This window comes from Streptomyces sp. NBC_00400, from assembly GCF_036048035.1.
GTDB lineage: Bacteria > Actinomycetota > Actinomycetes > Streptomycetales > Streptomycetaceae > Streptomyces.
Genome location: NZ_CP107940.1, coordinates 3652534 through 3670507, shown reverse-complemented (window position 1 = coordinate 3670507; position 17974 = coordinate 3652534). Strand labels below are relative to the sequence as shown.

Below are 17974 nucleotides of genomic sequence, written 5' to 3'. Positions count from 1 at the left end.
GTGAGTTCATGCCGTAGCGATCTGCTCACAGCAGTATCGGGAAATGCGGAACATCACGCAGATTCTTCCCAAATAGTGTTGCAAATGAGGTTTACGGACTTCTAGTATCGCTTTGTATGGGCCAACTGGAGGACGGCTCCATGCAATTGAGGGCACCGGCTGCCAGCGCGCCTCGCCTGGCGGCGAATTACGGCCGAAGGGTACGCCCATGGGACAGATGGCACAGCAGCAAGAGCAAGCCACGCGGAACGGCATCAACGCCTTGGAGCAGGCGTTCACCGGTGTGCAGCGCAGCCGTCAGGAACTGGAGAACACGAAGAACGATTCGGGGCTTCAAGGTCAGGTCGGCGGCAGTTTCAACACGCTGCTGCAGCAGTGGGACGACCAGGCGGAGATCATTTCGAAGAACCTCAAGGAAATGATCGATGAGCTGAACACCACTCTGCGGAACAGCGGCCTGACCATCGGTTCCTCGGACGAGGCAGTGAACCAGGAGTTCACCCGGTCCCAGTCCGTTTTCAACTCGCTCGCGGGCTGAGCCGACCGCGGGGTGCGCCCACCGCGGCCCTGTCTTCTCGAATCGGTATCTCTCGGAACGTACACAACGATCGAAAAGAGGTCCGGCATGGCCGGTGGCAACTTCATGGACGGCGAGATCAACATCGACTTCGGCCGCAGCGACAACGCGGCGGAGGATCTGGCCCTGCAGACGGCTCAGATCAAGAAGTGGCTCGCGGAGCTGGACCAGGAGCTCCAGGCCCTCAAGGCGACGTGGGTCGGTGACGACAAGGACGTCTACGAGCAGAAGCAGGCGGCGTGGAACCGTGCGGCCGAGGAGATGGGCAACCTGCTCACCCGGTACGGCAGCACGCTGAACGGTGTGACCGACGCCTTCCGGAAGAACCAGCAGAACGCTGCCCAGGGCTTCTCGAACCTGCGGGTCGGCGCCTGACCCGCGGCGGATTCGGTAACGGGCGGCTGTCGGCGTAGGGGCGAACGCGGACGCCGCCCGTGCTGGTTGCAGGGGGGCGCGGGAGCCGCGCCGTGGGCGGACTACGGAAGTAGAAAGGGAGCGGCACCATGGCGGACGGCGATGGCGGCGGAAAGATCGTCCTGAACAAGGAGTGGATGAAGAACTTCATCGACACGAAAGTCGAGGAGTTCCAGACGGCGATCGACAAGATATCGAAGGACGGCCCCTCGGAGCGGTTCGCGAGTGACATGCACGGCGTGGACGTGCAGAGCGTTCTCTCCTTCGGAGAACCCCGGGGCAACATCCATAGCGAGAACCACACTCCGCTGGCGCTCGGTGCCTTGGCAGGACCGGAGGGCCTCGCCGGGGGCCTGGTCAAGGCGGTCATGGGTGCGGCCAAAGAGCTGGAGACCGTCATCACGGACCAGAAGAAGCTGTTCGATGACATCGAGGACAACCTGCGGGAAACGATGAAGACGCTGCTCACGACCGAAGGTGAAAGCCTCGACAAGATCGACGGCGACAAGTTCATGACCGCCTTCGAGGACGTGGTGGACGACATTGCCGACTCTCTCGCCGGCGGTGGCGGCGACGGCGATGGCGGCGGTGGCAAGCACTGATATCTCTTCACCGTCGCCGGTGATCCCTGCCCTGTGAGGCAACCTCCGAGTCCCGCTCGCGTCAGTGCCGTTGGAGTTTCGTTATGCCAGATGACACACCGATCAATCCGGGTAACGACGACTGGCAGAAGGTCGTCCATACTTTCACCGGATACCCGGTGCCGTCGGTCAAGGAAGTCCTTGACAATCTTAAAGGCCACGACGGTACTCCGATGATGCATGTCACGATCGAGGACGCGGGCGACAGCAAAATGCCCGAGCTGGAGGAGACCAATTGGCAGAGCGAGAATTTTTACAATGAAATCAAGACGATGCACATCAAGATCCCGTTCTACACAAATAACGGTGGTCTGAAAAAGCGCTACGTCTCGATTCAACTGATCGGTATCCAGGACACAAAAGCGGCAATGCATGATGGGGGCGCCGCCGGATCGTTCAAGGCCGAGGACGGTGGGGAGGAGTCGAAATGGGATACCACGGCGCTGGCCCGGTACTCCTACGGGGCGGGGCACGTCCTGGACTGGCTGCTCACCAAGCCCCAAGGTACGAGGGGTTTCGACTGGGGACCCGGCGTTGAGGACAAGGCTTACGTCGATCCGTCCACCTTCGAGGCGACGGCGCAGGCGTTCGACCGCGTGGAGAACTTTGTCAACAGCCGCAAGGAAGTCCTCGATGGCTGGGAGAAGGACTTCGGTGCGGTCGAGAATGAAAATTGGAAAGGGCAAGCGGCCGGCGTCTGGTGGAATCTGGTCCATCTGCTGGTGCGGCGCTATGAACGCCTTTCCGAAGACATGCACGCGACCGCGGAGAGGACCGTTGGGCTGACCGGGACGGCCCACGGGTCAAAGCAGGGCGCCGCGGTCCGCTATGCAGGAATGGCGCTGCTCGACGAAGCCCAAAAACTTCACGATGCGTGGGTGGATTGGTCGGGGCTTACCAGAGGGTATGGCGGGTTCAGCCCGACTCCCAAGGCCAACCCCTTGTTCTATCTCAACCGGATTCTTAACCAGGTCATGAACAATGTCTGGGAAAAGAATATCTTCAAGGTCAGCAAGAAATACAGTTCGAACGCCAGTGGCTATACTACCGGGGCGAGCGGCTACAAGCCGGATTCAGAATACCTTGCGGCGCAACCGGGATTTTCGAGCGAGGCCAGGGATGACGACCGTTCGTACGGGGCGCTGGACTCGCCGCAGACCTGGAAGAACATCGGCCAAGAGGCGCTGGACCGCTGGTGGCGGGATATCCGCAATGATTTGGGGAAGCCTGCGGAAGCCGCGAAGCAGAATCTCATGAAGGCGTGGAGTACGAGTGAGGCCGACATCGGCAGCATTCGCCCGCCGCGCGGTGAGGACCTCCAGCAGAGCCTCCAGAAGGACCAGGCCGCCAAGGACAAGAAGAAGGCCATCGATGACAAGGCCTTGCAAGACAAACTAAACAAAGAAAAAGAAGAAAGGATGGAGAGGGAGAGGCTCAAGGAAAAGGCGGAAGCGGAAAGGATCCGGAAGGAGCAGGAGGCCAAGGCGGACAAGCAGCGCGCCGACGACCTCAAGCGCCAGGAGGAGGAGAAGGCGCGGCAGGACCAGATCCGGAAGGACCAGGAAGCCAAGCAGGAGGCCAAGGAGAAGGAGCAGGAGGCCAAGCAGGAGGCCAAGGAGAAGGAGCAGGAGGCCAAGCAGCGCGAGCAGGAGGCCAAGCAGGAGGCCAAGGAGAAGGAGCAGGAGGCCAAGCAGGAGCAGCAGCAGAAGGAGCAGGAGGCCAAGCAGCACGAGCAGGAGGCCAAACAGGAGGCCAAGGAGAAGGAGCAGGAGGCCAAGCAGGACCAGATCCGCAAGGAGCAGGAGGCCAAGCAGGAGGAGCAGCAGCACCGCCAGGAGGAGCGGCAGGACCAGCAGGTGCTCCAGCAGCGGATCATGCAGGAGCAGCAGAAGAAGGAGCAGGAGAAGAAGGAGAAGGAGCAGCAGAAGCGCCAGGAGGAGCAGGAGGCCAAGCAGGACAGGATCCGCGAGGAGCAGGAGAAGAAGCAGGAGCAGCAGCAGAAGGAGCAGGAGGCCAAGCAGGAGGAGCAGCAGCGGAAGCAGGAGCAGAAGCAGGAGGAGCAGGAGGCCAAGCAGGACAGGATCCGCGAGGAGCAGGAGAAGAAGCAGGAGCAGCAGCAGAAGGAGCAGGAGGCCAAGCAGGAGGAACAGCAGCGGAAGCAGGAGGCCAAGCAGGAAGAGCAGGAGGCCAAGCAGGAGGAGCAGCAGCGGAAGCAGGAGCAGAAGCAGGAGGAGCAGGAGGCCAAGCAGGACCGGATCCGCGAGGAGCAGCAGGCCAAGCAGGAGCAGCAGCAGAAGGAGCAGGAGCAGAAGCAGGGGGAGCAGCAGCGCCACCAGGAGCAGCGGCAGGACCAGCAGCAGCAGCGCCAGGACGAGCAGCGCAAGGAGCAGGAGCGCCGCCAGGAGGAGCTGCAGAAGCGGCAGGAGCAGCGGCAGCAGCAGTACCAGGACAAGGCCGGCGAGATCCTGGGTGGCCAGCACGGGGGTTCCCCGTACGGCGACCACCAGAGCTATGCGCCGGACGGCATCACCGGCCCGGTCAACGGCGACGACTCGCTGACGAACCCGGGTGGCAGCCACTCGCATGTGGACTCACACGGCCGCGTGGTCACCGAGTACCCGGACGGCAGCAAGGCCACGATCGACCCGCAGACGCAGACGTCGAGCGTCACGGGCTCCGACGGAAGGACCCACACCGGGCCGCTGAACGCGGGTGACGTGCTCAGGAATCCCGACGGCAGCGTCAGCCACCTCGACTCGCACGGCCAGGTGGTCACCGAGTACCGGGACGGCAGTACGAGCACGGTCGACCCGCGCACCGGCGCCGCGTCGCAGACCAGCCCGGACGGTACGACGAACTCCGGCTATCTGACCGGTGGTTCGGGCCCGGACGCGCACGGCTCCGGCGGCCAGTCCCGGTCGTTCGGCGGCCAGTCCGACTACGAGCACGAGCTGTACGACCCCCAGTCCGGCGGCTCCGGCGGGCAGCAGGGCGCCGGCAGCGCCGCCGCCAGCCTGGGCGGGCCCCCCGGCGGCCAGGGCGGAGCCCCCGGCGGTATGCCGATGAGCCCGGGGATGATGGGCGGCGGCATGGGCGGAATGGGGGGCGGCGGCGGCCAGGGCCAGGGCGGCCCCTCGGAGCGCACCCGCAACGTCATCGACGGCGGCGACGTGGTCAGCAACCGGCGTCGTCCGTCCAACGGCCGTGCAGGCGGGGGACGTTACGATGATCGCGAAGCCGTGATCAACACCAGTGGCGGCACGCCCTTCGCGCCCGGGGGGAACGGTGCGGCCGGGCCGGGCCGGCAGCAGACGCAGAGCGGAGACCGCGAGCGCGAGGCGTGGGTGCCGGAGGACGAGGACGTCTGGGGCTCCGACGAGGGCGGGTCACCGGCGGTGATCGGACGATGAGCCGTGATCGGACGATGCGCGACGAGCGGATGGGGAGGACACGATGACGGAATCCATGGCGGAGCGGATAGCCAAGGCGCGGGCCCATCTGGAGGAGACCCGGGCGGCGATCGGCAGGGCCGGGGAGGACCTGCGGAACACCTCGGAGACGGTGCGCTCACGCGACCGCTCGGTGGAGGTCACCGTCGGACCGCAGGGCGAGCTGACCGGACTCACGTTCCCGGACAACAAGTTCAGCGGCATGACCGGCCCGCAGCTGGCGGCCTCGGTGCTGGAGGCGTCCGACGAGGCGCGCAGGCGGGTCGCCGAGCGCGTCATGGAGACGTTCGCGCCGCTGACCGGACCCAATCCGCACGCGCCGGAGGCCGGCGGCGTCAGCATCGACTGGGAGCAGATCTTCGGTTCGGCCCTCTCCGGCGGTCAGCGCACCGGCGCCGGGCGGTCCAGGTCCCGGCTGCGTGACGAGATCATCGAGGACGACACCGACGTGACACCGGGAGGCCGGGCATGAGCGGCGGCGGTGGTGGCTACAACGCCAACCCCCAGAAGATGCGCGAAACCGCGCAGTATCTCCTGAGCTTGGCGGAGCGCCCGAAGCAGATCCGGGAAGAAACGCGGGCCCGTTACAAGGACTTCGAGGGGTGGAACGGCCGGCCGGGCGCCGTGGCGGACAGCTTCTACGAGCAGACCCAGCCCGAGCAGGAAAAGATGATCAAGTCGCTCACCGAGCCTTCGGGGATCGATGACGCCATGCACGGCGCGGTCAGCGCCACACTGACGACCGCCGACAGCATCGACGGCGCCAAGGGGTTCGCCGACGACCTCGTCAAGGACGCGAAGGCCAAGGCGGAGTCGGTGCTGAACGGCGACGAGTCGGACGGCGACGACAGCGGCTACGAGAGCGGCGATTCCGACCACACCGGTGGCGGTAAGCACTAGATGCTCGAAAAGTACGAGGGCGCGGCCTGGACGGAGGAGGAGCGCGGATGGATGTTCACGCTCATCGGTGAGTTTCCTCCGTCCGGTATCCCGGAGCTCGGTTTCGCCAGTGAGGCGATGTTCGATGAGATGTCGGAGAAGCTCACTGCCCTGGAGTCCGAGTTGCAGGACGCCATCAGCAGGGTGGCGGAGGCGTTCCCGGAGGAGGCCGCCGAGGCGTTCGAGGCGGCCGTCGGGCTGCTGACGGGTGCTGTCGGGGGCAAGAACGTCTTCGACAGCTACCGGCGTGATCTGCGGACGATGGGCGACCAGCGGAACACCCAGTCGCAGAAACTCCAGGCGTCGATATGGGAGATCTGGGCCGAGCTGGCCACCATGCTCATCGAGATCGCGATATCCGTGGCGCTGGCGCCCTTCACGGGTGGCGCGTCGCTGTTCCAGGCGACGATGGCCAAGATCCGGGCGGCGTTCAACATCCTGATGTCGCTGCACCGGCTGCTGAGTTACCTGCCGCTGGGGCCGAGCATCTTCGAGATGTTCGAGGAGATGCTGCAGTCCCTGGCGGTCAACCTGGCCCAGTTGACGATCAACCCGCCCGAGTGGCGTCCGGACGGGGTCGACTGGAAGAACGTCGGGGTGAGCGGCCTGATGGGGCTCGCGGCCGGGGGCTTCACCCATCTGTTCACGAAGATCAGCAACATCCTCAAGAACCACATCTCGAAAATCTTCAAGAAGAACTTCGACACGGACCTGTTCTTCAAGTTCGACAAGAACAAATTCCCGCCCGTCGACAAGAACCAGCTCAACAAGAAGAAGATCTTCGACAACCCGGACCTCGCGCGCGTCTTCAAGAAGCCCGACCCGGTCGCGAACGTCATCTGGCACGTCCCCGTGACGATCGTGGCCCACGGGGCCGGCGAAGGACTGGGCGGGGCGGCCGTCATGCAGGCGGTTTACGGCCAGGCGGATTGGGGCTGGAACAACTTCGTGGGCCCCGGGGTCAGCAGCCTGGCCCACGAGGGCATCCAAACCGGGCTCACCGCCCCCGGCCACTGGTTGCACACCAAGATTTACCCGGACGGGAACCTCCTCACCAAGTACATCAACAAGGCCTACTTCCCGGGCAGTTCGAACCGCTCCTCCAGCGGGTCGGGCGGCTCCGGAGGAGACGTGAACACGGGCAACGGCCCCGCCACCGGGTCCGACACGCCCCCGGTCACGTCTCCCCCCGGGCCGCTCGCCCCGCCGCCGCCCGTGACGGGGAACAACCCCCTCACCGGACCGACGCCGACCCCCGGCACGGGCACCACCCCGTCCTCGACGCCGCCCACCACCGTTTCCTCGGACCTCGACTACGACTCCGGCTACGAGTCCGGCAACGAGTCCGACTCCGGCTCCACCGTCTCCGAGATCCCGCCCGCGCGGATGCCCGGAGCGAACCCCACCGGCGGCCTCGGGTCGTCCACGGGCAACCTCCCGCAGGTGTCGAACCTCAACACGTCCCTCACCAAGGGCTTCGACGGCACCCCGGGCTACGGCGACGGGCTCGCCCCGGACGACGCCCTCAACCCGATGCCGGACGACGAGGGCACCGACGGCGGTCCGCTGCCCACCCCCGACGCCGACCCCGGCACCACGGGCATGACGACCGACAAGGGTCTCCTGGGGCCGGGTTCCGGCGTCCGGCCGGGCACGGTCGGCACGCCCCCGATGCCGGGTGGCGGGCTGCCGGGGTCCGTCGCGGGCCCGGCAGGCCAGCCCACCGCCTCCAGCCCGGACCCGGTGCTCAACGCGGACCCGGTGCTCAACGCGGACCCGGCGCTCAACCCGGAGATGAGCGGCCCGCCCCCTGCCTCGTCCACCCCGCAGACGCCGGGCACGCCCGGTGGCCAGCAGCCGTCGGGCCAGCAGCCGTCGGGCCAGCACCAGGGGAGCCAGCAGCCCGGCGGTCAGGGGACCCGCGGCCCCGGCGCCCGGGATGTGTCCGGGGCGACGGGCTCCGAGACGTCGCAGCCGGACGCCGCTTCCCGTCCGGACGCGGTGACGGCCGGGGATCCGCAGGCGGACCCGGACGCACGGACGGACACGGACCCGGACACGGACCCGGACAACGAGGCGACGTCGCGCCGCACCCCGGCCTCCGCCCCCGGGCAGCGCGACGAACAGGGTGCCCCCACGCCCCCGGTGCCCATGTCCACCCAGACCACCGGCACACCGGGCGCCGGCACCACACCTGGCACCGTGCCGGGCACCGCACCTGGCACCACGCCTGGCACGGGGACCCCCGCCGGCCAGGTGCCCCGCGTCCAGCGTGACGACGCCCAACGCCGCTGGATAGCGGAGCAGTTGGTGGCCCCCGACCTGGCCGACGGCCCCGCGCCGTTCGGTCCGGACGAGATGGTGGGCGTCGCCGAGCTGAAGGCGGCGGGCTTCACCCCGGACCTCGCTCAGCGCACCGCCGCCGAGCTGAACGAGGGCAAGCTGCCCGTGCGCGACAGCGGGCTCACGCCGCTGGACCAGGCGCGGCTGCTCATGGTGCGGCCCGGCCCCTGGCCGGACCGGCTCGACACCGTCGCGGCACAGGCGTCCCGCCGGATCTGGGAGTCGGCGTACCAGGACTTCGCCGGCACGGCCCCCGGGAGCACCGCGCCCCAGGACGTCGCCCGCGCCTGGGACATGGCCCTCTCGCTGGTGCTGCCGCCCGGTCCGCACCCGGCGTCGGCCGACTCCCGGTTCGCGGGCGCCGGCTTCCGCGGCGCGGTACGGAAGGTCGCCGGCCACCTGCTGACCCACGGACCGGACGCGGAGTCCGGCGTCGCGCGCGCCGACGAGGCCCGCAGCGAGCTGGGCCTGCCGCCCCTCGGGCGCGCGGCCACCACGTCCACCGGCTCCGGTTCCCCGGACCCCGCAACCCCGCTTCCGCCGACCGCCACGGCCACCGCCACCGTCACCACGTCCAGCGACCTGGCGGACGACGCCGCCCCCGCTTCACCCGACCGCGACGTCACGACTGCGGCGCTCCCCGCCCCCGCCGCGGCGGGGCGGCGCGAGGACGACGAGGAGAGCGTCAACGAGGAGGCCACCGGCGAGGCGATCGCTCTCCCGCCCCGCCCCCGGGGCGCCCGGCAGTCGGTGCCGCAGGACGGCAACGGTCTGCTGTCCGCCGTTCTGGCGAGCGACCCGACGCTGCTGCGCGACCGCCTTCCGGGCCTGGCCGAGCGCGACCCGGACGCCCACGCGTGGCTGTCCGACCCGGCCCGGGTCCGGCGCGATCTGGCCGGACCCGCCGACGCACTGGCGGACACCCCGCACGCCGCCGTGCTCGCCGCCGCCCGCGGGCTGGTCGCGGACGAGCTGCTGACGCGCCGCGGCCGGGGCGCCACCGAGGCACTGTGGCAGTACCGCCTCAGCAACCTCGGGGACGACTCGTTCGCGGCCCGCGCCGCCGCGATGGACCTGGCGGAACTGGTCACCAGGCTGGGCGAACTCGACGTCCAGCTGCCGGCGGAGGGCCGCTTCGCGACCGACGGGGGGCTGCGCGGCGAACTGGCCGACCTGCTGCTCCGCCACGAGCCGCTCAGCGACGAGGAGCTGACCGCCCTCACCGCCGCGGTCCTCGACTGGGCGGACCACTGGAACTCCGCCGAGGGCGAGGCGTTCCTGCCGCTGCTGGCACACGTCCTCGACGTACGCGTCGACGTCTTCCGGGCCGGCCGGTACGGCGAGGCCGGGCCGCTCGACTTCCGGATACACCAGCCCGTCGGCCCGGCGGACGCTACCCGCACCATCGAGCTGTTCCACAGCACGTCCTACGAGCAGCGGGCCGGCACCGAGGACGGCGTCACCACCACCCGCTGGGTTCCGGCGGGGGAGGAGCACTACGAGGGCAGCGATGCGCTTGACGCACTGCATCCGTTGCAGTCGACCACCCCGGACGGGTCGGTGCAGCCGGACGAACCGCTCGCGACCGACGCCGACCTGAACCCCGGCCTCCCTCCGCTCCGGGCAACCGAGTCGGCCCCCGCCGCCCTGCCGTCGAGGCCGGTGTTCACCCGGCCGGTGTCGGAGGTGGGGGACCGGCCCGGCAGCTCCCGCACGCCGGGGGCGGCCTCCGGGGCACCGGCAGGCCCCGGCCGGCGGGGCGCCCGGCCCGAGGAGAGGATCCTCTCCTCACGGCCCCACGCGTCGCGGCCCGGTCCGGTGCCGACCTCCCCCGTCACGTCGGAGTCCGGTGGCTCGGACATGTCCCTGGACAGCTCCGAGGACGAGCAGGGGCAGCTTGTTCCGGAGCCTCAGCTGCGCGCCATGGAGCGCTTGTTCGCGTCGTTGGACCCGGTCGCGGCGGCTCAGGACGGGGCGCTGGACGGGCTGTTGGAGCGGTTGGACGGGTTGCGCAGGGCGCACCCGGGCCTGGCGCGGAGCCGGTTCGATCTGGCGAAGCTGACCCGCGGCGTGCTGCACCTCGATGGGGAGGAGCAGCTGACGAACGAGTCGATCTCCGAGCTGCTGCGGGTGGCGGCGGGGCGCCCGCAGGCGCAGAGCCTCGCGGAGCTGTCGGCCTACCACTTGTCGTCTTTCGGGGAGGGTCTGTTCGCCGGCCGGTACCGTCTTCCGGCCGGCGCGCAGGGCCGTCCTGGAGGGTGGAACTGGAACCCGGAGGGTGTGCCGGCCGATGCCGATCTCGGCGTCGCGGCGCAGGTCATCGAGCGGGAGGACGGGACGCGCGACGAGAAGCTGGTCGCCACTCCGTGGGGGCCCGCGTATCTCTACTCCGCGTCCAGCAGCGCGTCCTGGGTCGCGTTGCCGGGCTTCGGCGGCCGGATGCGGCGTGTGCCGTTCGAGGTGTTCATCGAGCTGCCCGCGTTCGACCCGGACGCCGCCCGGGTCCCGGAGGGTACGGACCTCCTGCTGGCGATGTCCGCGGTCAGCTCCCGGGGGATCCACCTCGCCGACGGGCTCGTGGCCAAGTACGGCATGAACGTGCTGTCCACCAGCGGCAGGCTGGAGTGGACGCGGCCGGCCGGGGACCCGGACCGCTCCGTGCTGGCGATCACCGCGCGAGAGCAGCGAGACCCCCTGGGCGGCTGGCTGCGGCGCGATCCGCAGACGGTGAGCGCCGCCGCCGCCCGGGGCCTGGGCGACGCGGCCTACTGGAGCCGGCGCCTGTCCTACTGGCCCGTCATCGGCTCCGATCACCGCCTCACCGGCTACATCTCGATGGACTTCGCCGAGGAGGGCGACGGGGGCTGGAAGGTCACCTCGTTCTACGCCCGGTTCACCGCCGGTACGCCGGTCGAGAAGTACGTCATCCGCTACCCCGATGCCGAGCGGCTGGCAGCGCGCCCGGTGCCCTGGGTCGCGCAGGACCTGCCGTCTCCGGTCTTCGGGGTCAACCACGGTGAAGTGGGCGCCACCGCCTGGTACACCCCGCACGGGACGGAGACCACCTCCGGGCGGGAGGGCGCCCGGAGGACCGCTGCCCTGGTGGCGCTGACCGGGCTGTCCGATGACCACCCCTTCGTGATGGACCAGTGCTACGGCGCCACGCCCAGGGAGGGGGGAAGCCCCTGGGAGGAAGGCGGCTCGGTCCACGACACCGATCCGCGCGGGGCCGATCCGCTGGTGGACCTGTCGGAGAGCCAGTACCGGGCGGACGACCTCGGCAAAACGGTGTTCCCCTTCCGCTACCTCGCCACCGTCGGCGTCACGCGCGTGTCCATGCCGGGGATCGGTGCGGACGAGGGCGTGTTCGAGGTGCGGCCCGACCAGCGGTTCAAGGAGATCACCCCGGAGGACGCGTGGGCCGTCGACCGGCCGCGGCCGAAGGCCGAGTGGCTCGACGTGCTCGCGCGCGGCGCGGGTCTGCACCAGGGCTCCGGACCGGCGTCCGACGAGGTCCGGGCGCGGACCCTGCTTCTGGTGATGGCGCTGCGCCGGGTCTTCCAGCCTTTCAAGGACCGGAACGGGAACTTCCGTTCCGTGGACGAGCATGCGCTGCAGCTGCGGGACCCCGACGACCCGAGGGGGAAGAGGTGCCGGGTGCTGCTGCGGGGCATCGGCGCGCTGGAGCTGATGCGGCAGCGGGACGTCCAGCTGAACCGGCCGAATGCCCCGCTCTTCACCATGGATCTGCTGGAGCTGCTGGGGGAGAAGCACCGGGCTTCGAGCGGGCAGCCCGGCGGTGCGGTGGCGCTGTCGCCGGCGGACCGGCAGCGGAGTTTCGTCCGACTGCTGGAGGATGCGGTCAGGGCATGGGTCGAGCAGCCGGAACGTGGCCTGAGCGAGTGGATCGCGTTGCCGGAGGTGTCCGGGGCGCTGCAGATGGTGGGGCGCGCGAGCGACCCGCAGGCTCTGGCGCGGGAGGCGTTGGGGCTGCCGGATGACGCGCCGGTGCGGGAGCGGGAGTGGTCGCGTCTGCTGTGGGCGGAGGTCAAGGCCGCGCGGATCGTCGGCTGGGACGCCGGCGCGGCGGCCAAGGGGGAGTTCGCGGCGGCGGTCCTGCGCCTGGACCAGCCGGACTCCGGACTGTTCCCGAAGGCTCATCTCGCGGCGGTCCGGGCGATCGCCGCCGGCCGCGACCCGGGCGACCCCGACGCGCTGGCCTCGCACGGCCTGGAGCTGGCGGACGTGCTGTCCTCGGACGCGCTGCTCTCCGACTCCGACGACAACCTGTGGGCCAGGGACTTCACCGGGGAGTTCGAGGACGGGGACTTCGACCACACGGTCATCACGCTCATGAAGCGGTTGCCCGATGGTGCGATCGTGCCGGACCGGCAGGTCCCCGCCCCCTGGTACGACGAGGACGATCCGGACAACCCGGTTCCGTTCGTGTATGCCGCGGAAGAGGGCTACGCACCGACCGGCGCGTTCGCCGATCTCACCTCCCGCGACCCGGTGTTGCGGGAGCTGGACAAGGGAACCCCGGGCATCCTGGTAGTCGGCCGGGCCATGCCGCCGGGCGACGACCTCGAGGTGGACAGCCTTCCGGCGCAGGTCGCCCTCCACACGTCCAAGGACTGGTACGCCTGCACGCACCCGGTGACGTTGTACCGGGGCGAGGACGGCACCTTCACCGTCGCCGTGTATCCGGAGGAGCACAGCGCGCGGGTTCCGGAAGACATCTGGGGCTATGTGCCCTACGAGGGTGTCCGGGAGGAGCTCGCGGCTGCCTCCGGCACGGCAGCAACCTCCGCCGACGCGCTCCTCGACTCGGCATCCCCTCATGCCCGTCGGTCCGGCCGGTCCTCCGCCACCGGGGCGCGGCGAATGGTCGAGTCGGCCCCCGCCGCCCGGCCGCCGAGGCCGGTGTTCACGCGCCCGGTGTCGGAGGTGGGGGACCGGCCCGGTACCTCCCGCACGTCGGGGGCGGCCTCCGGGGCACCGGCAGGCCCCGGCCGGCGGGGCGCCCGGCCCGGGGAGAGGGTCCTCCCCTCGCGGCCCCGCTCCGGGCGGCCCGGTCCGGTGCCGATGTCCCCCGTCACGTCGGAGTCCGGTGGCTCGGACATGTCCCTGGACAGTTCCGAGGACGAGCAGGGGCAGCTTGTTCCGCAGGCCCAGCTGGACGCCTTGGAGCGGCTGTTCGCGTCGTTGGACCCGGTTGCGGCGGCCCAGGACGGGGCGCTGGACGGGCTGCTGGAGCGGTTGGACGGGTTGCGCAAGCAGCACCCCGACCTGGCACGGGGCCGGTTCGATCTGCCGAAGCTGACCCGCGGCGTGCTGCACCTCGATGGGGAGGAGCAGCTGACGAACGAGTCGATCTCCGAGCTGCTGCGGGTGGCGGTGCAGCGTCCGCAGGCGCGGAGCCTCGCGGAGCTGTCGGCCTACCATCTGGCGTCTTTCGGGGAGGGTCTGTTCGCCGGCCGGTACCGTCTTCCGGCCGGCGCGCAGGGCCGACCCGGGGGCTGGAACTGGAACCCGGAGGGTGTGCCGGCCGATGCCGATCTCGGCGTCGCGGCGCAGGTCATCGAGCGGGAGAGCGGGACGCTTCTGGAGAAGCTGACCCCCGCCCCGTGGGGGCCCGCGTATCTCTACTCCGCGTCCAGTGGCGCGTCCTGGATCCTGCTGCCGGGCTACGGCGGCCGGATGCGGCGCGTGCCGTTCGAGGTATTCATCGAGCTGCCCGCGTTCGACCCGGACGCCGCCCGGGTCCCGGAGGGTACGGACCGCCTCCTGGCGATGTCCGCGGTCAGCTCCCGGGGGATCCACCTCGCCGACGGGCTCGTGGCCAAGTACGGCATCAATGTGCTGTCCACCAGCGGCAGGCTGGAGTGGACGCGGCCGGCCGGGGACCCGGACCGCTCCGTGCTCGCGATCACCGCGCGGGAGGAGCAGGACGCCCTGGGCGGCTGGCTGCGGCGGGACCCGGAGACCGTACGCGCCGCCGCCGCCCGGGGCCTGGGCGACGCGGCCTACTGGAGCCGGCGCCTGTCCTACTGGCCCGTCATCGGCTCCGATCACCGCCTCACCGGCTACATCTCGATGGACTTCGCCGAGGAGGAGGACGGGGGCTGGAAGGTCACCTCGTTCTATGCCCTGTTCACCGCCGGTACGCCGGTCGAGACGTACGTCGTCCGCCGCGGCGAAGGCGAGCGGTCGCCGGCACGCCCGGTGCCGTGGGTCGCGCAGAACCTGCCGTCTCCCGTCTTCGGGGTCGGCCACGGGGTGGCCGGCTCCACCGTCTGGTCCACCCCGCACGGGGATGAGGCCACCACCGGGCCGGAGTCCGGCCGCAGGATCGCCGCCCTGGTGGCGCTGACCGGGCTGCCCGACAACCACCCCTTCGTGATGGACCAGTGCTACGGCGCGTTGTCCAGGGAGCCCGGCACCCTCCAGGGGGGCGATGACTCGGTCTACGACACGGAGTCGCGCGGGGCCGATCCGGTGGTGGACCTGTCCGAGGCGGACCACGTGGCGGACGCACTCCGCAAGATGGTGCTCGCACACGTGACCGCCACCGCCTCCCTCGTCAAGTCCACGCCGGAGGCCGGCGTCGACGAGGGCGAGTTCGAGGTCATTGCCGACCTGGGGTCGCGGGACGTGACCCCGGAGGACGCGTGGGTCGCCGTCCCGCCGAGGCCACAGTCCGAGTCGCTCGACATGCTCGCGCGCGGCGCGGGTCTGCACCAGGACTCCGGACCGGCGACCGAGGAGGTCAGGGAGCGGACCCTGCTTCTGGTGCGGGTGCTGCGCAGGTTCTTCCAGCCCTTCAAGGACCGGAACGGAAACTACCGTTCTGTGGACGAGCACGCGCTGCTGCTCCGGGACCCCGACGACCCCCGGGGAGAGCTGAGCCGGGTGCTGGTCCAGGGCATCGGCGCGCTGGAGCTGATGCGGCAGCAGGACGCCCGGCTGGGACGCCCCGGCGCCCCGCTGTTCACCACGGATCTGCTGGGGCTGCTGGGGGAGAAGCACCGGGCTTCGAGTGGGCAGCCCGGCGGTGCGGTGGCGCTGTCGTCGGCGGACCGGCAGCGGAGTTTCGCCCGTCTGCTGGAGGACGCGGTCAGTGCACGGGCCGCGCAGCCGGGGCTGGGGCTGACCCAGTGGATCGCGTTGCCGGAGGTGTCCGGGGCGCTGGAGATGCTGGGGCGCGCGAGCGACCCGCAGGCTCTGGCGCGGGAGGCGTTGGGGCTGCCGGATGACGCGCCGGTGCGGGAGCGGGAGTGGTCGCGTCTGCTGTGGGCGGAGGTCAAGGCCGCGCGGATCGTCGGCTGGGACGCCGGCGCGGCGGCCAAGGGGGAGTTCGCGGCGGCGGTCCTGCGCCTGGACCAGCCGGACTCCGGACTGTTCCCGAAGGCTCATCTCGCGGCGGTCCGGGCGATCGCCGCCGGCCGTGACCCGGGCGACCTCGACGCGCTGGCCTCGCACGGCCTGGAGCTGGCGGGCGTGCTGTCCTCGGACGCGTTGCGGGCCAACTGGAACGGTGATGCGTGGGTCAGGGACTTCACCGGGAATCTCGTGGACGGGACCTTCGACCACCGGGTCATCACGCTGATGAAGCGGTTGCCCGATGGCTCGTTCATGCCGGACCGGCGGATTTTCGCCCCGTGGCATGACGAGGACGACCCGGACTACCCGGTGCCGTTCATGTATGTCGCGGACGAGGGCTACGCACCGACCGGCGCGTTCGCCGATCTCGTCTCCCGTGACCCCGTGCTGCGCACGCAGAACCCGCCGTCCGAGGGAATCCTGGCCATCGGCCGGGCCATGCCGTCGGGCGACGACCTCGACGTGGACAGTCTTCCGGCGCAGGTCGCCCTGCACACGTCCTTGGACTGGCACGCCTGCACGCACCCGGTGAAGCCGTACCGCGACGCACGGGGCATCGTCACCCTCGCCGTCTACCCGGAGGAGGGCAGCTCCACGGTTCCGGACGACGTGTGGGGCTACCTGCCCTACCAGGACGTCCAGGACGAGATCGCGGGGGCCTCCAGCGCGTCCTCGGCCTCCTCCGACGCGCACATCGCCTCGTCGCCGCCGCGCGCGTACCGGCCCGGCCGGTCCTCCGCCACCAGGGCGCGGCGCGGCGTGCCGTCCGCCGGCCCGGGTGCCGCATCGCCGTCGCAGGCGCTGGGCGCCGAGCCGGAGGCGACGGCGTCGGTACGGACGAACGCCGCCCGGCCGCCGAGGCCGGTGTTCACGCGCCCGGTGTCGGAGGTGGGGGACCGGCCCGGCAGCTCCCGGCAGGGGGCGGCCTCCGGGCCAAAGGTGCCCCGCGGCCGGCGCAGCGGCCGGATCCAGGAGCCGGTCCGTTCCCCGCGGACGCCGGGCCCGGTGTCCGCGGGTTCGCCCCGGTCCCTGTTCGGATCGGCGGGCCAGGGGTCGCCCGAGCCGGTCAGCGAGGACCTTCTGGAGCACCTCTACGGCCCGCGGGACGCGCAGGGGGAGGCTTCCTGGCGGGAGCGCGCGGAGGCGCTGGCCCGGCTGGCCCGGCTGTACCGTACGGACCCGATCCCGGACCCGAACGCGGATTCCGAACCGGACCCGGACTCGGACTTCGACCCGGACTCCGACTCGGACTACGGCTCGGACCCTAGCTCCGACGCGGTTCCGAATGCGCAGAACGGCCCGCTCGACCTGGACGACATGGAGGAGATCGCCCGCCATGTGATGCACCTCGAGGACGGCGAGGCGTTCGAGGAGTCGGACGCCGGGCTCAAGGAACTGGTGCGGCTGGCGGTGGAGCGGCCCGAGGCGACGTCCTGGACGGAGCTGTCGGTCCACCACCTGTGGACCCATGGGGACGGGCTGTTCGCCGACCGGTACCGCCTTTCGCCCGACGGCCAGGGCCGTCCCCGGGGCTGGTGCTGGGGCACGGCGGACGTGCCGGCCGACATGGATCCGAGCCGGGCACTGGATGTCGTCGAGCGGGCGGACGGGACACGCGAGGAGGTGCTCTCCCCCGCTCCCTGGATGAACGGCGACGTGCCGCCGCACCTGTACTCCGCTGACGGCGACGCGGAGGAGGTCTCGCTGCCGGGCTATGCCGGGCGCATGCGGCAGTGGCCGTTCGAGGTGCTCAGCAAAGCGGTGGCCCTCGACCCGGACCTGGCCCGGGTTCCGAAGGACGCGCACGTTCTGCTGGTGGTGCCGCAGATCAGCGCGCAGGGCATCCACGCGGCCGACGGGCTCGTCACCGGGCTCGACCGCACGGTGTGGTCCACCAGCGGCAAGCCGGGTTGGGATGTGCCCGACTCCGACCCGGCCCAGATCCGGCCCGTGCTGACACTCACGGCCCCGGAGGACCGGGGACCCCGGGGCGGCTGGCTGCGGCGGGATCCGGACACCGTGCGCACCGTGGCCGAGTTGGGGCTGGGCGACGCCGCCCACTGGAGCCGGAAGGTGATCTTCTGGCCGGTCATCGGCGCGGACCACCGCCTCCAGGGCTACTCGTCGGACGACTTCTCCGAACAGGCGGACGAGGGCTGGTGGTCCACCGCGTTCTTCGCCGAGTTCACCTTCGGCCGCCCCGCCCGGTCGTACGTCATCGAGGACCC

7 protein-coding genes (1 of these 7 cut by a window edge) are annotated in these 17974 nt (G+C 70.5%); all 7 read left to right on the top strand.

Annotated elements, in window-relative coordinates:
- Positions 1–208: 208 nt before the first annotated feature.
- Positions 209–538 (top strand): hypothetical protein, encoded by a 330-nt coding sequence (locus OHS81_RS15870; protein WP_328385414.1) that lies wholly within the window; start codon positions 209–211, stop codon positions 536–538.
- 87 nt (positions 539–625) lie between these two features.
- Positions 626–952, top strand: a complete 327-nt coding sequence (locus tag OHS81_RS15865) for a WXG100 family type VII secretion target (RefSeq protein WP_328385413.1) — start codon at positions 626–628, stop codon at positions 950–952.
- 128 nt (positions 953–1080) lie between these two features.
- On the top strand, positions 1081–1593 hold the full coding sequence (locus tag OHS81_RS15860; protein WP_328385412.1) for a type VII secretion system-associated protein: 513 nt from the start codon (positions 1081–1083) through the stop codon (positions 1591–1593).
- 83 nt (positions 1594–1676) lie between these two features.
- Complete coding sequence (locus OHS81_RS15855; protein WP_328385411.1) at positions 1677–5042, top strand: AAWKG family protein; 3366 nt, start codon at positions 1677–1679, stop codon at positions 5040–5042.
- 43 nt (positions 5043–5085) lie between these two features.
- Positions 5086–5553 (top strand): YbaB/EbfC family nucleoid-associated protein, encoded by a 468-nt coding sequence (locus tag OHS81_RS15850; protein ID WP_328385410.1) that lies wholly within the window; start codon positions 5086–5088, stop codon positions 5551–5553.
- Complete coding sequence (locus OHS81_RS15845; protein WP_328385409.1) at positions 5550–5981, top strand: hypothetical protein; 432 nt, start codon at positions 5550–5552, stop codon at positions 5979–5981. Before OHS81_RS15850 ends, OHS81_RS15845 begins: the two co-directional genes overlap by 4 nt.
- Positions 5982–17974, top strand: the 5' portion of a protein-coding gene (locus OHS81_RS15840; RefSeq protein ID WP_328385408.1) for a lonely Cys domain-containing protein. It continues 50551 nt past the right edge of the window; the window shows 11993 of its 62544 coding nt (coding positions 1–11993); it begins with the start codon at positions 5982–5984; the stop codon falls past the right edge of the window.

Bases quoted from the DNA above. Each gene is read 5' to 3' on its own strand.
- OHS81_RS15870 (WP_328385414.1), top strand. From the start codon at position 209: ATGGGACAGATGGCACAGCAGCAAGAGCAAGCCACGCGGAACGGCATC.
- OHS81_RS15865 (WP_328385413.1), top strand. From the start codon at position 626: ATGGCCGGTGGCAACTTCATGGACGGCGAGATCAACATCGACTTCGGC.
- OHS81_RS15860 (WP_328385412.1), top strand. From the start codon at position 1,081: ATGGCGGACGGCGATGGCGGCGGAAAGATCGTCCTGAACAAGGAGTGG.
- OHS81_RS15855 (WP_328385411.1), top strand. From the start codon at position 1,677: ATGCCAGATGACACACCGATCAATCCGGGTAACGACGACTGGCAGAAG.
- OHS81_RS15850 (WP_328385410.1), top strand. From the start codon at position 5,086: ATGACGGAATCCATGGCGGAGCGGATAGCCAAGGCGCGGGCCCATCTG.
- OHS81_RS15845 (WP_328385409.1), top strand. From the start codon at position 5,550: ATGAGCGGCGGCGGTGGTGGCTACAACGCCAACCCCCAGAAGATGCGC.